This window comes from Acinetobacter sp. Marseille-Q1618, assembly GCF_902809855.1.
GTDB lineage: Bacteria > Pseudomonadota > Gammaproteobacteria > Pseudomonadales > Moraxellaceae > Acinetobacter.
Map to the genome: position 1 here is coordinate 77,915 of NZ_CADDWJ010000004.1, position 14,327 is coordinate 92,241.

Annotated in this window: 15 protein-coding genes and 2 pseudogenes; 10 read left to right on the forward strand and 7 right to left on the reverse strand. The window is 31.8% G+C overall.

Going from position 1 to position 14,327, the window contains the following annotated elements; translation table 11 throughout:
- Window positions 1-4: 4 nt before the first annotated feature.
- Window positions 5-578 (reverse strand): annotated as a pseudogene (locus tag HUS24_RS17090) (transposase); the annotation flags it as partial.
- Window positions 579-815: 237 nt separating this feature from the next.
- Here HUS24_RS17090 and HUS24_RS15780 point away from each other — a divergent pair.
- The 3 genes and pseudogenes from HUS24_RS15780 to HUS24_RS15790 all read left to right on the forward strand — a co-directional run bounded on the left by HUS24_RS15780 (window position 816) and on the right by HUS24_RS15790 (window position 2,555).
- A pseudogene (locus HUS24_RS15780) lies at window positions 816-1,746 on the forward strand (IS5 family transposase).
- Window positions 1,747-1,785: 39 nt separating this feature from the next.
- A complete protein-coding gene (locus tag HUS24_RS17175) occupies window positions 1,786-2,370 on the forward strand; it encodes an MFS transporter (RefSeq protein WP_173912917.1) in 585 nt (194 codons plus the stop codon).
- A complete protein-coding gene (locus HUS24_RS15790; RefSeq protein ID WP_173912854.1) occupies window positions 2,292-2,555 on the forward strand; it encodes a hypothetical protein in 264 nt (87 codons plus the stop codon). Before HUS24_RS17175 ends, HUS24_RS15790 begins: the two co-directional genes overlap by 79 nt.
- A 331-nt stretch (window positions 2,556-2,886) precedes the next feature.
- On the opposite strand, the gene HUS24_RS15795 is transcribed toward HUS24_RS15790, so the two are convergent.
- Together HUS24_RS15795 and HUS24_RS15800 are read right to left on the reverse strand one after the other, a co-directional pair.
- Window positions 2,887-3,276: a hypothetical protein gene (locus HUS24_RS15795; RefSeq protein ID WP_173912918.1), complete on the reverse strand. Its 390-nt coding sequence runs from the start codon at window positions 3,274-3,276 to the stop codon at window positions 2,887-2,889.
- A gap of 18 nt (window positions 3,277-3,294) precedes the next feature.
- A complete protein-coding gene (locus HUS24_RS15800) occupies window positions 3,295-4,698 on the reverse strand; it encodes a type IA DNA topoisomerase (protein ID WP_173912919.1) in 1,404 nt (467 codons plus the stop codon).
- Window positions 4,699-4,877: 179 nt separating this feature from the next.
- On the opposite strand from HUS24_RS15800, the gene HUS24_RS15805 reads away from it, so the two are divergent.
- Window positions 4,878-5,939 (forward strand): hypothetical protein, encoded by a 1,062-nt coding sequence (locus HUS24_RS15805; RefSeq protein ID WP_173912920.1) that lies wholly within the window; start codon window positions 4,878-4,880, stop codon window positions 5,937-5,939.
- A gap of 391 nt (window positions 5,940-6,330) precedes the next feature.
- Window positions 6,331-7,269: a hypothetical protein gene (locus tag HUS24_RS15810; protein WP_173912921.1), complete on the forward strand. Its 939-nt coding sequence runs from the start codon at window positions 6,331-6,333 to the stop codon at window positions 7,267-7,269.
- A gap of 53 nt (window positions 7,270-7,322) precedes the next feature.
- Here the strand turns inward: HUS24_RS15810 and HUS24_RS15815 are convergent, their stop codons facing one another.
- The 3 genes from HUS24_RS15815 to HUS24_RS15825 are packed head-to-tail and all read right to left on the reverse strand — an operon-like array spanning window position 7,323 to window position 9,136.
- A complete protein-coding gene (locus HUS24_RS15815; RefSeq protein WP_173912922.1) occupies window positions 7,323-7,652 on the reverse strand; it encodes a hypothetical protein in 330 nt (109 codons plus the stop codon).
- A 16-nt stretch (window positions 7,653-7,668) separates the two neighbouring features.
- Complete coding sequence (locus HUS24_RS15820; RefSeq protein ID WP_173912923.1) at window positions 7,669-8,454, reverse strand: transglycosylase SLT domain-containing protein; 786 nt, start codon at window positions 8,452-8,454, stop codon at window positions 7,669-7,671.
- Between the two features lie 10 nt (window positions 8,455-8,464).
- A complete protein-coding gene (locus tag HUS24_RS15825) occupies window positions 8,465-9,136 on the reverse strand; it encodes a hypothetical protein (protein ID WP_173912924.1) in 672 nt (223 codons plus the stop codon).
- A gap of 345 nt (window positions 9,137-9,481) precedes the next feature.
- On the opposite strand from HUS24_RS15825, the gene HUS24_RS15830 reads away from it, so the two are divergent.
- From HUS24_RS15830 to HUS24_RS15850, 5 genes are all read left to right on the forward strand, one after another.
- Window positions 9,482-9,988, forward strand: a complete 507-nt coding sequence (locus HUS24_RS15830) for a hypothetical protein (protein WP_173912925.1) — start codon at window positions 9,482-9,484, stop codon at window positions 9,986-9,988.
- 58 nt (window positions 9,989-10,046) lie between these two features.
- A complete protein-coding gene (locus HUS24_RS15835) occupies window positions 10,047-10,460 on the forward strand; it encodes a hypothetical protein (RefSeq protein ID WP_173912926.1) in 414 nt (137 codons plus the stop codon).
- 109 nt (window positions 10,461-10,569) lie between these two features.
- The gene (locus tag HUS24_RS15840) at window positions 10,570-12,420 is read left to right on the forward strand and encodes a DNA primase (RefSeq protein ID WP_173912927.1); all 1,851 of its coding nucleotides are present in this window, start codon (window positions 10,570-10,572) and stop codon (window positions 12,418-12,420) included.
- Window positions 12,421-12,537: 117 nt separating this feature from the next.
- Complete coding sequence (locus HUS24_RS15845; protein WP_173912928.1) at window positions 12,538-12,906, forward strand: hypothetical protein; 369 nt, start codon at window positions 12,538-12,540, stop codon at window positions 12,904-12,906.
- 3 nt (window positions 12,907-12,909) lie between these two features.
- A complete protein-coding gene (locus HUS24_RS15850) occupies window positions 12,910-13,122 on the forward strand; it encodes a hypothetical protein (RefSeq protein WP_173912929.1) in 213 nt (70 codons plus the stop codon).
- 132 nt (window positions 13,123-13,254) lie between these two features.
- Here HUS24_RS15850 and HUS24_RS15855 read toward each other — a convergent pair whose 3' ends face one another.
- Window positions 13,255-14,295, reverse strand: coding sequence for an IS481 family transposase (locus HUS24_RS15855; protein ID WP_173912930.1), 1,041 nt, complete (start codon window positions 14,293-14,295; stop codon window positions 13,255-13,257).
- Window positions 14,296-14,327: the final 32 nt, after the last annotated feature.

Genomic DNA, 14,327 nt, shown 5'->3' on the forward strand with positions numbered 1-14,327 from the left:
AATTTTTATTTTTTCTGAGACCTCTACACAGATGATTCTGCTGTTTAATGGAACGTATAACATACTGGCTAATTCGGATACCTTTAGCCTGTAAATACTTAGTCAGTCGAATATAACCATAACTTTCATTGGTCTTGTGATGGGGATTTTGACCAATATTGTCTACTGATTGCTTTGAATCTTTCGTTGGCTTAAACCTTGTTTAAGCCAATCATAAAGCCTTAATACTGAGACATTTAGCAATCTAGCCATCATTGTGGTTGGGTATGTGTTTTTGTGCTTTTTCATGTAAGCGTACCTCACTGAATTTTTGTGGCAAAGTACCCTGCCGCTTTTTTTGAAAAATTTTTCTATTTTCGCAGTTTTTAGTTGTTGTTTGAGTTTCTTATTTTCTTCGAGTAGAGCAATGAGATCGAGCGAATACTGTAGTGTTCCTGCTAATGTCCCAACCTTTGCTTTCTTGTACCAATTTGACAAGGTCTGCATGGAAATATTAGTTGTCGTGCTGTTTCGGAAACATTACCTTTGTTTTCTTCAATTGCTTTTATTGCTTTAGCTTTAAATTCTGCTGTATAAATCTTTTGTTTTTTTGCTCATGGTAAACTCCTGCTGAGTATAGTTTACCAAATTAAAGCCTCCGTTTTTATCAGCACACATCACCTTCATTTAAGCCTGTTTTCCTTAATAATTGAATTAAGGACTGATAGACTTGCTTTATCATCATTATATGTCCCATTGTATACAAGTTCCATTTTCTAAATGGCTTTGTTGCATAAACCTACCGTTAAAAGGTTATTCAACATTATAATTCTCAAATGAATAAGCCCACACCTAAAATCTATCGTACAACCAATTGGTCTTCTTATAACAGAGCATTAATAAATCGAGGAAATATCTCTATTTGGTTTGATCCCAAAACTCAATGGGACGCTCAACCAAAAGGCAAACATGGTCGAAATCAAACCTATTCTGATGTTGCTATCCAATGCTGTCTGATGATTAAATCTCTATTCCGTCTGTCTTTACGTATGGTCACAGGCTTTGTTCAAAGTCTTATTCATCTTTGTAGATTAGATTGGACAGCCCCAGATTATTCCACTATTTGTAGAAGACAAAAGCATATTGATATTGCAATTAACTATCAAAAAAGCAGTAATGGTCTCCATCTACTCGTTGATTCTACTGGCTTAAAGTTTTTAGGTGAAGGGGAATGGAAACGTAAAAAACATCAGCCTGAATATCGTCGCCAATGGCGTAAATTACATATTGGTATCAATGCTGAAACCCTTCAAATACGCGCTATTCAGCTCACAACCAACAATGTGAGTGATTCACAGGTGCTTGGTGATTTACTGGATCAGATTCCACAAGAAGAACAGATTGACTCCGTCTATACTGATGGGGCTTATGACACCAAGCAATGCCGTCAGATCATCGCAGACCGACAAGCGCGCAGTGATTCCACCAAGAATAAATGCGAAACCTTGGAAAGATACAAAGACCAGCTCGCTAGAGCGAAATGAATTACTTCGGACAGTTAAACGTTTAGGTAGGACACTATGGAAAAAATGGTCAGGCTATCATCGCCGAAGTTTGGTCGAAACCAAGATGCATTGCATAAAATTATTAGGGGATAAACTCAGTTCGAGAAACTTTCAAAGCCAAGTCAATGAGATTCATGCACGTGTAGCAGTCCTCAACAGATTTACGGAATTAGGTCGACCACATACCCAAGTTATGCCTTAAATTTGAGTTAATTGGAGAAGTATTATCTTTTAAATCTTTATGCAACAAAGCCGTTTAACGTTGCCATTCTTTGCTGTTAGATATGGATGGCATGGTGCATTTATTTTCGCAGGCTGTATAACAATTTTTGGGGCTGTACTTTTCTTCTTTTTCTATAAAGAAAAAACAGAGCGGAAGATTGTTAAAAAAGAAATCAACTTACTGAGTACAATTAAGTCGCGATTAGTGATGTTTAAAGAGCCATGGATGTTTAATATTATGCTTTCTGGGGCTTTTTTGACTTCTGTACAATATAGCATTGTAGTTTATATGATTTCCTATTTTTATATGGATATGAAATTTACTACAGAGTTCAGTTCTTTGTTGCTATTTATTTGTTTGTCGTTCGGTGTAGTCGGTCGTATTGTTCTAGCATCATGGAGCGATAGATCAAAAACCAATAGATACATTCAGGTGTTATGTTGCATTGGGTTCTCGGTACTAGGATTGCTAGTATTTCTAATTTTCAATTTTGAAAATAAATTCATATTAATGGTGCTAATGGCGTGGCTTGGTTTTTTGCAGTTGGTTGGTATGGCCCATGGGTGTCATACATTGCCGATACAGCACCTAAAGATAAATTAGGCTTTGCATTAGGTTTGGCCATGACAGCAAATCAATTTGCCGTAGTCTTAGTTGTTCCACTAATTGGTCTCAGTAAAGATATATTCGGTGGGTATATTATTAGTTGGGGCATATTAATAGTTGTAGGAATTCTAACTTTCTTAAATACTTTAAGAAGAAACCGTGTTGTTCTAGAAACCTCATAATTATTTAAGTATTGGATAAGTTGCTAAAATATCCTTCACACTGGACCATATATGACGCAAAGAAAAAGAGGTGTTTTTGTAACTAAAAATAATTTTTAATAACGAAAAGTCCTCTCTCCTTTGAAAAGGTAGGTTTGAGAGGGATTTAAAAATCCCGTGATATTTCAAAAAGTATGCTAACTATATTTCATTCGAAGCTTGAATATTGTTGCGCTTTAAAAATACAGTGAATTTTATTTTCTTCAGTTTTTCTATGGACTGATTCACTAATATACAATTTTGAACACCACCAGTATTCTAATTAATCAAATACATTTTAACGGATTATCAATCAAACTCTATTATAATCAACTAATTTATAAACAATAAATACCTGAACCATGGAATAAAACATCATTATTCTCAAGAACATTCCTGCAACAGAACCGAAGAAAAAGTTATCCAAATAAAAACTCGTTAAAAATATAAGTCCATACCCCATAATTGAGTAATACAAGATATGTTTATATTGTTTTGCTAAATATGCACTGATCTGTAAAGCAAATACAGAAATCAACTGTATGTATAAACAGATCTTAAGTTTAAATAGAATTCCGTTATAAGCACCTTTTGCCATGTAGATAAAAACTGCTAAAAAAACCACAGCGACTACAGTAGCAACGATGTAGTAAGTCTTTTGTGTAATCTCTTTATTTAAAGCTAATTGCTGAATATTGATCATTATAATTACCCTATTAATTCATTTTCTTATCAAAATTTGGTTTATTTTTTTCACCCCAATACTTTTGTCCACATTCACACGCCCAAAACTCCCATTTCTTGTTCCACAAACTTGCTTTAATGGTCTCTGACATAATGGACATCCAAATGTTTTTTGGGATTTAATGGCCTTGGATGATTGTATAGAACTCGCAGCTTTTGATTGTCCTGATTGTGTTTTTTTAGTTTTCTTTAAAGCATAAGCTTCAAAGTTTGGTGTTCCATCGAGATTGGCTTCATCTGCAATCAATCGTATTGAACGAGCTGTATAGGTTGCTTCTATCAGTTGACTGGCTACAGCACGTAGCCAAATCATTTGATAAATGGCTTGTTTAGTGGGATCTTCTGATACCTTACTCACCGTGAAATCCGTTGGTCGAATTGCTTCATGACTTTCTTGGGCATTCTTTTTGACTTTAAATGTTCTTTTCTGTGCTACAACTGGCAACTGATGTTTTAAACAAAAATCATGAATCATGTTAAAAGCATCTTCGGATAAATTGGGAGAGTCGGTTCTTAAATAAGTGATATGCCCTTCTTCATATAATTCTTGTGCTACTTTCATTGCTTGTTTGGATTTAAGTTTTAATTGTACTTGGGCTGCTCGTAAATAGGTTGGAGTCGTAAAGGGAGACGGCAGTAGCCTTTTGACCGGCTTTTCTTCATATTTAATCACTTTAAAATTTTTAATTAAAGCAACTTGATCTGCAAAGCTTTTATCTAAAAAGAGTGGGTTATCAGGATCGATAAAATTTGAAATATCCCAATTTGCTGTCCACTCGTTGAATAAATATTTGACACCGAAATGTTGTACGCTTTGAAAGTTGTTAATTGATAGTTCGAGTTCAGATAAATACACCACAATTGCTGTTTGTAATCGACCTGCAATTTGCTTCTCACGACAAATTAAAGTAAATGCAGATGTACCCACATATCCAATGATCCGATCTAAAAAACGTCTCGTTTCCTGAGCAGCGACTAATTTCATGTTAATTTGTCGTGGATTTTGAAAAGCGTTGTTAATTGCTTTCTTGGTAATTTCAGTAAAAGTAACTCGTTTAGATTTATCTTTGCACTTTAAGGTTGTCTGTAAGTGCCATGCAATCGCTTCTCCTTCCCGATTGTCATCAGTTGCAAGATAAATCTCGTCTGCGTTCTCAGCAATGCCTTTCAAAGCTTTGACACGTGCATAACCACCTTTATTAAAAACATACGTTGGAAGGTAATCTGCTGTGAGTCCAAAGTTATCTTCTGGTAACTCACGAATATGTCCTGAACTAGATGAGACAATAAATTGATTCTTTGCGTAGATTTCGTCAAGATAGGATTGAACCTTACCAACCTTCGTCGATGATTCAACAATGACCAGTTTTGTTGCATTCATAATAATTATCCAATTCTTACAGTCACCAGTGATCTGTAGTAACAATGATATTCGTCTCGTTTAAAAATTCAATTTATTTTTTATATATAGGCATTTTTTAAAATGCTATCATTCACTGAAAAGTAATTGTCGTATAAATAAGGAATAGTCCGTTGATATCAAATTCATCGAATAATCCCATGCAATATTTGGTAGATTTAGAAGCCCAATATGAAGCAGTGAAAAAATCTTTTTATCAATCTGTTGCAGCAAAAAAGAATATTAATGCAGCTAGACCTAATTCAGCTTTAAGCGAGTTCAATTGGCATCCCAATGTCTTTCTACCAAGTATTCTTTGGCGTGAAATACTTGAACATCCATTTCTAGCGGATCTATATTTACACGGTCGAATAGAGAGCAATATTTTAGCATATTTTGCGAACTATTTAGTTCATTTTTCATGGCGTTACAGCAAGAGCGTATACAAATTTGATGATTATATTTTTGATTGTTTAACTTCAAGTCCTGCAGGTCGATACTTAGATCACAAATTACTAACTAATCTACCTGAAGGTAGTGTTTATATTGAATTAGTCAAACCACTTAAATTAAATGGTCAAATTGTCCATGGTGTGCATGCATGTTTAAATTTTTCAGATAATTCACTCCAAAGTTTAAAAAATAAATTACCGAATCAACTTATTGTTATATTCAACACGCATAATCCATTTTCTCAAGAAAATTTAATGAACCAAAACCCTCAACCTACTCTTGTATTTGATATCAGCAGATCAGGTAAAGTGGATCAGCAATTAACATTCATTCATGGTATTTCATATAAAGCTAAAGAAGACTTAAATGAAATTTCTAGTCCTTTTATGTCTTTAATTTCAGCATTGTGTGTTGATGAACTAGAACTCGATAATTTTTCAAAAGGATCTGTTAAGCAATTAATCAAAACAAAACCATCTTGGAAAGATAATGAGCAACATTATTGGAACAAGGGAGATTATAAAGTTAATGCCCCTACTAATCCTAAAAATTGGCGTGTTGGTGTAACTTATGGCGTGAATTATCGTCAAGCAAAGTCGGCACAACAAATCGAAGAACAGAGTAAAGCGAGACTAATAAGTTTACACTGGACACATCAAGTTATTGATTTTGAAATAAGATTGAAACTCATGCCACCTAAATTATCAAATGAAAGTATTATTAATGAACAGATCGAACAATATATAACTGATACATTTAAATGCTTGTAATATAGATGTTAAATATATCTTTAATTACATAATCGAACATTATTTTAAAATTTAAGTTTATTTATTAAAAACAAATATTTATTTTAATATAATTTATCAATTGGTATATCGATTAGCTTGAAATTACAAGAAAATTGGTAATTTATGTATTGCAATGTTATTGCACTGTGATATTTTGTACGAAATTTAAGTTGTTTTTAATAAAACTTAACTTTGATAGGAATAATATTATATTATTTTAAATTAAAACCAATACTTAGATGTATTTTTTGGAATTTAAAATAATATAAATTTTAATTTATAATTTACTTTTTGTTTAACAATCATGAGTCAGCTAGATTGCTCATTAATGTAAACTTAAAAGAAAATATAAAGACAGAGTTATAATTGCATGATTCTCAATAATAAATTTAAAAGTTCACTCGATCCTTTGCTTGGTTGTGAACTTCCTAGAATTATAGTTTGTCTCAGTGCAGATGAATTAAATAAATCTATTCATATAAATCAGCAAAATCAATTTATTGCTCATTGTCAAAAATATTTACTTGATCAATATAAAGGTTGCGTAATTAATGTACTAGTTACTTCACCTCAAGATTTAGATGTTCAACCTAAATCAATTTATTTGAATTCTAATATATCAAAGATTGATATCTATAATACTTTTAATATTACAAATAAGCAGTATTACACTCCTTCACAAATCGCTATTGAAATGAATCAAGCCATAAAAACATTTCAATACAATGGCATAAATGATAATAACCCTCTAGATTTACTAAATCAGACACTATCTAAAATGTTGGTTATTTCAAATTTAGTAAATGAGATCTGTGAAAATCTTTATTTCAATGATGGGCAATTTTTAAAATGCCTTGATCATAAAGGCGATCCAATTGTAATTTCGAGTACTGTATATGAAGGATCTCTAGAGATTGGATATGCTCTATTTGATTGCAATCTAAAAGTTATTTGTATCTTTAAGAACAATATTGCAACACAAGATATCGAATCATTTTTTCAATCATTGAGTGATTTTCAAGAAAATGTTGATACTTACTACTCAAAATTTCTTACAAATAAAGTTTTATCATTCTTAAATGGTCGTTCTTCGTTTTCAGAATGTAAGGATATAGATTATGCAAAAGATGTATGTAATGAGTTACTCATCGAAGCGAAAAACTCTTTAATTCAATTTATTCCTGAAGATGCGTTTTGTTCAAAGTATAATCTAGATAAAGTAATTGAATTTTATTTTAGAATTTCAATAAATTATGCTTTTGTTAAGTTCAATAATGGACTTCAAGATTATTGTCGGATCGGAAATTGAAAAATAAAGGCTGTACTATCAGCCTTTTTATTCAATTAAATTTTTAAAAAATATTACGCAGTTTCTTCACGCATATCAGTCAATATATCTCTTAAATCAAATAAAAAGATCTCACGTTCAGCACATTGAAATCTTAACTTTTCAAGAATTTGCAAAAATCCTTCAAACATCATACTTGGCATTTGTCTTGATTGTGGATCTGATAAATCTCTTGTCCATGCATTTAATTTACTGATATCAATAGTCAATCCATGTTCGTAAAATAGTTGAATAAGAGTCTCTGGATCTTCGTGTAATTGAGTTAGATTCAATAAAAATCTGAACATACTGTTTCTAGTAAAAGATTGATCACTATTTTGACCTTGTTTAAAAGGATGTACCATATTTATTTCTCAATAATTAATTTGGATCAATATTATTTTGGACTAACCAATTTTTCCATTGCATTGATAAAGCAATAAGACCTTTAGTTTTGTTTGTACCATTTCTATATATAGCATTATATTTTGGAGTCCAAGAGTGATAGGCTGCTGCACGTACCCAAAAGTCATTAGACATATTTGTGGTTGCCAGTCGATTGCGTAAAACTTTAGCTGCAAGTTGAGCATTTAGACACCCATTGGTTCTGGCTTGATTCATGTCTACATTATTAAACATACCATTACCTCTAAAATGCTGCATATTCACCTGGAAATGTCCCATGTCATTTGATGCATTAACTTGACCATTTTGACCCATTTCTTTACTTTGTATCCCTAACAATACATACAATGGAACTTTCTCGCTCCTTGCTGCTTGTATAACACAGCTTAAAGAGGCTTTACTTCCATTATTTGAACTTTGCTCTTGATACTGCGGATTTGAATAACGAACTGACTGAGCGTAAGGAGATTGATTTTGTACAGGGTTTTTCGATCGTATAAAATCACTCATCCAATGTGAGTCGGTACCTTCACTTGTTTGTTGATTTTTCGGAGTAACGTAAGAATTGTTGTCATAAGTAGTGCGTGTAAAATTTGGAACATATGAATTTGGCTTGGGATTAATCGTATTTATTGAACTGACGTGATTAATATTATTTGCATATTGACCTAGTTCAGTAGATGACATTTGTGGAGTTTGAGCAATTACATGTCCTGAACTTAAAATTGTTATCACAATCAAATTCAATTGAATAGAACGCATTGCAGGATCCTCATACTTTCACTGGTTTTTTAAACCAATGATGATTTTTCAACCAATACATAAATAACCCTTTATTTGAATAAATGTTAAAAGTCTGTGCTTGCCAAGATCTAAATGCTGACTTAAGAGATAGTAAAAATATTCCGCCACCCAAAAGGAACCATGAAAAGAATGCAAAAAAACCATAAAACAATAATGTAAAGAGTGACGCTATAAAACAAATAATACCGAGCCATTTATAAGTAATAGCTGTTTGATAATGTTCATTGATCTTTTGATTGATGAATGCAGGAGTTAGCTCTTTCATTAACTGTTCTTTTCGACCACTACCAATCTTCAAAACATGTGCCTCCATACCTTCTCGAATATTCTTGCTTTTATCTACTGTTAAAAAACTAAGATCAAAAGTGCATTCAGGATGATTACCACACGTTAAATGAATATAAGTAGAGCCTTTCGGTGCAACTCGATTTGTCTCACCAGACGGATCCAATTCTGATTTTTCATAAACAATAATATTTTTAAAGCATAGAGGACACATCGGATTACGGATTTGTTTAAGTTGATTAGATTGTATTTTTGCAGTTGATTTTATTTGCTTTGTACCAAATGCAGATAAAAGCATTCTTATAGGAATTTGGATGAAATAAAAATTCAACCCTTTAAAAATTTGTTTAATCACTTGTTGTGCCTTTTTAAAAAAAAGTTATATCTAATTTTTAAAACATTTTAGTATGTATTTTTAAAAAATTAAACTATAATTTTTTTAAAATATATAACATGGAAGCTCATCTCATGTTTTACTTTATGACTTTAATGATCATAATCACTCAATTATTCCTTATATATCTGCCATTTAGGATAAGACGTAAGTACCCCGAATTTCCTCACCGATATCTGAGTTTCTTATTTTTCTTTATTTCTATAATTATTTACCAATTTGTTCTTTTTGAATTAATTGTCCATTTTGGTTATACCACCTATATCGGTGAGCACTTGCTTTTAAGATACCTTTAAGGACGCAACAATGATTGCTAAGAAAATATTCCTTCTTATTAAAATTTTATTAACCGCATTGCTTGTTTTGACCATTCTTTTTGGATTTTGGATGACAGTACTACAGGAATCTTACTACTTGCCAGTTAGTGCAAGATATTACAAATGTGATAAACCTTATATCAATGCTCAACTTATTAATGGTGAAGTTCAAACCACTTTAGATAGAAAATATTGTGTGGATCTCTCAATTCCATTCTTCAATGTAAAAGGATTGAGAAATACAGGTGATAAGAAATATTTACTCTTAGACAATCAAAAGCTAGACCGTATAGATATGAATGCTAAACATACATTCTTTAAAGATCCTGATAATAAAAAATATGAAATTATACAAAGGAATGTAGGATTGTTTTATGTAAGCTATGAATCTGATAAAAATCAGACTGTTAAAAAAAATAAAGCTATTAAAAATGCTCTACCAAAATTAAGCCTTAGTGATGCATCATTAAATGAAGTATTGTTTAAAGATTATTAATATAAGTCTTACCGTATAATGTATGATGAATCTGTATACCTCATGAATATATTTTGTTATGTCCGATAAGAAAAGAATCTCGATAAATGCCAAAGTAGATGAATATATAAGAAGATTACCCCAGATTATCGAAAATGATAGAAATCGCATTGTATGGTCTAAACATATAAATCGCCTAATATTAGACCATCTTGCTGTATTACATGATTACTATCCAAACTATTTAAATGAGCGAATTATTGTTGTTCTTAAGCAGATTTCTTTTCCTTTTATTAATGAATTAAATGACTATCACTATGGTATGAATGTCCATGATTTTTTCGATAGTTTGCTATATAAGGCAGAACAATTAGGTATCTTAGATGCTGAAAGTAAATTAATCTTTGTTAATGAATTTTCCAATACAATTTTGAGCCCACTAGAATCACTGTCCCTAGTGAGTTACTTACAATGTTCATTTGAGATGGATTAACTTTATTCTTAACATTTTTGACTTTCTTCCTCTCTCTTAAATGTTAATATCTCATTACCCATATTTTTAAACATTAGACATTTGATATGCTAATAAAGAGGTTATCGGGATGAGATTGGATATTAGTCGATGGGATGCCATTGATGCATTCGTAGAACAATTAAGAACTGACGGACTAGATGTTTCTGCTGATAATTTGAAAACGGATGGAAATCGCCAGTGGGCGACTTGTATTGGAAGGTCGCAGAAAAATAAGAAATCTAAATCAGCATGGTATAGATTAAATTTTAATTATGATATTCCGAGTGTTATATATAGCAATTATGACAAAGGTATCATCAAAAAAGTCTGGCATTTAGATCCAAAAAAATTATCTCCAGAAGAATGTGCAGTTAATGAAAAAGAACAATTAAGAAATAGAATTAAAAAATATCGAAAGGAACGTCACTATAAAACTTTACAAAGAATTGCAGCAGTTTGGTCACGCATTGAGTTCAAACGTGCTAAAGCTGTGAATTTAATTGATGAAATTCCTTATCTTAAAGAAAAGCTACAAACCGATTCTAATTTAACTTTATTCAATGTGAGGAAGATTGATAAACAACCTGTCTTTGCTAAAGCAATTCATCTTATGATTAGTAGAGCAATGAAAAAAGCTGAAGCAAAAGGAAAAAAGTTTGATTATGAAAAGCCAAAATATTTTAAGAATGGATGGTTTCAAAACTATCATTTTAGAAAAACACTAATAACAGCATATTACAATCAAGATCTTAAAATTGTAAATGCGCAATTAATTAGTTCATTTGAAGACAAAGAGAACGCAGGTGAATTAAAACATTTTAAAGCTAATTTAAATCATGGTCAGAAAGAAGGTGCATTTTGCCCCATAAACCGCTTACCCCATGTTAATGAAAAATTCTATGCAATCACTGAAGGTTATTCTACTGGTCAAAGTTTTGCACGTATCAGTGATAATAGGCCCTGCGTAGTCAGTGCGTTTGATAAAGAAAACCTAATGGCAGTAGGCATTGTACTTAGAAATATATCGCCAAAAGCTAATATTTACTTTGCAGCAGATAATGATTTAGAAACACAGTTAAAAAGAAAAGAAAATGGTGGCGTTATTAAAGCTATTGAAGCCTCTCAAGCTGTGAATGGTAATGTTCTGATTCCACCTATTACATTACAACAAGCAAAAATAATGTCAGACTGGAATGATTTAGAGATACATCTTGGCACAAAGCAATGTAAAAAGTTCTTATTACAACAATTACATGAAATAGCAGATTTTAAAAGAACTGAAGCTAATCGTATAAATCAAAACAATTCACAATTCTATCAGCCCATCATATCACCAGAAAAAACAACCAATGTGTTAGATCCTGCAATATTTACATCGTGGTTGCTAGAAAACTTAGAAAAGAAACAACGCCAAAATACCAAACAAGGTCTACAAGATTCTAACTTATCTCAAGCTACTGAATTAATTAAAACAAGGGCATCGGATCAAAAAAATAAAGTCATCCCAATGATGCAGTATATTTGTAAGAAAAATGGGTGGATAAATCTAAATGAGGCAATCAACCTACTCAGTGATCGATTAGAAAATAAAGTCAAAATCGAAAGTGAAACATTAAATCGACTCAATTTAACGATCCAATCAATGTTTTATGCAGGTTGTAATACTAGTCAAGATTCTACTTTAAAGGTAAATGCTGAATCTCGTCTAAAAAATACAATTGAGTATATAAATTATCTACCAATTGAAAGGCATGAAAAATTAACTTTGTATAACAATTTGAAGGATAAGATTTACAATACACTTGAAGACCAAGAACCTCTCTGGACGAAAGAATTATTAAGAATCTGTAAAAATTTAATTGAAGCCTATGATCTTCTAAAGTCTGGCATCAATAGAAATCAATCAAATACCAATAGTGACTATTCTCCCCCAATTTAAAATATTTAAAAATATGTTTGACTTAACAGAAACTTAATAGATACCGTATTTATGTTAGATCCTAATGGACTACATGAACAATAATTTAAAGCATGAGATATTCGAGTAGGTAAAGTTATGTTTAATTTATATATCAAGTTTATATTTGATCAGATTGAAAAATTTCTCTTTAATCAAAAAGAATTTCCTAATTTTGATTCTTTGATTTTAAAGAAACTTCCAATCATCACAAATATTGATAGCTTTACTATAAAAGATAGTAACGTTCAACTCCCTATTATTAATAGCGGTTCAGAACTTTTAATTAAAAATAAGTTAAATTCACTAATGACAAATAAAAAAATAAGCAATGTACTTGATTATTTTTATGTACGGCGATTATCTAACAAGTTTTATTTGATTTTTAATAATGATTTAAATTCTTATCACTCGCCTAATATCTATATTGGTGCACTCACCATCCAAGTTGATAAATTGGAGGGATAAGTCATGATTAATAAATCAAAAAATAGAAATGTTGCTGATGTAACCTTACATCGCAAGAACCGCAAAGATCGTATTAATTCTGGTAATCCTGAAATTTGGAACATTAAAGATTGTGCTGCGATTTTAGGTACTGATTACTTAAGAAACCAATTTGGCTATCAGGCTTGGATTAGGATTAAGCAACTTGAGAATTATGAATTATCATCAAAAGATTAATTATTTAGGCTCGGATAAGAACCTAAGAAGAAAAGCTTTAGAATTCAAACTGGATGTATTAAATATATTTACTGATGTGTACTAGCTCAGACCTGATCTGACAGTTACCCATTTTTAATTGTGACTGTCAGTTTAAATTTGAGCTAAATTCTTCTCAGCCCAAATTCGTTTTCCATCAAGTAATGTTTCAAATGGTGTTCGTCCATTACACATTTTGCCCTGATGGGTTCTTTCAGTATTATAAAACTTTAACCATTCGTCTAGGTCTATTTGTAACTCTTCCAACGAACTATAAAGTTTCTTCCTGAATGTGATTTGATAAAATTCCTGTAATATCGTTTTATGAAAACGTTCACAAATTCCATTGGTTTGTGGTGAAGCTGCTTTCGTCTTGGTATGGTCTATATCATTGACTGCTAAATATAATTCATAATCATGATGCTCCACTTTACCGCAATATTCCGTTCCTCTATCTGTCAGAATTCGAAGCATTGGTAAATCTTGTGATTGATAGAAAGGCAATACACGATCATTCAATAAATCCGCACAAGTAATTGGCGCCTTTGTTGTGTAAAGCTTGCAGTGTACGACTTTGCTATAGGTATCAATAAAAGTCTGTTGATAGATACGACCAACGCCCTTTAAATTACCAACATAGAACGTATCTTGTGAGCCTAAATAACCTGGGTGAGCTGTTTCAATTTCACCACATGCAACATCATCTTCATGTTTACGTTCTAATGCAGCTATTTGCTGATCATTTAGTTGAATACTATCTTGAGCTACTTTAGCCTCTAAGGCTTTAAGTCTCTTCTTAAAGTTTTCTAGATCATGGCGAAGCCAAATAGATCGAACACCACTGCCTGAAACAAAAATACCTTGCTTGCGAAGCTCATTACTTGTTCGATGTTGTCCATAAGCAGGGAATTGAATTGCATAATCTATCACGGCTTGTTCAATCTGATCATCAACTCGGTTCTTGAAATTAGGTACACGTCTGGATTTGTTGATCAATGCATCCATATCACCTGATTCGGTGAGTTCCTGATAGCGATAGAATGTATCCCTCGATACGCCCATCACCTTACAAGCTCTGGAAACATTTTGAAGTTCTTCAGCTAAATTGAGTAAGCCTACTTTGTGTTTAATGATTTGATTGTTAGTATGCATCATAGAAAGTTACCTTTGTTTTGTTAAGATTCGAC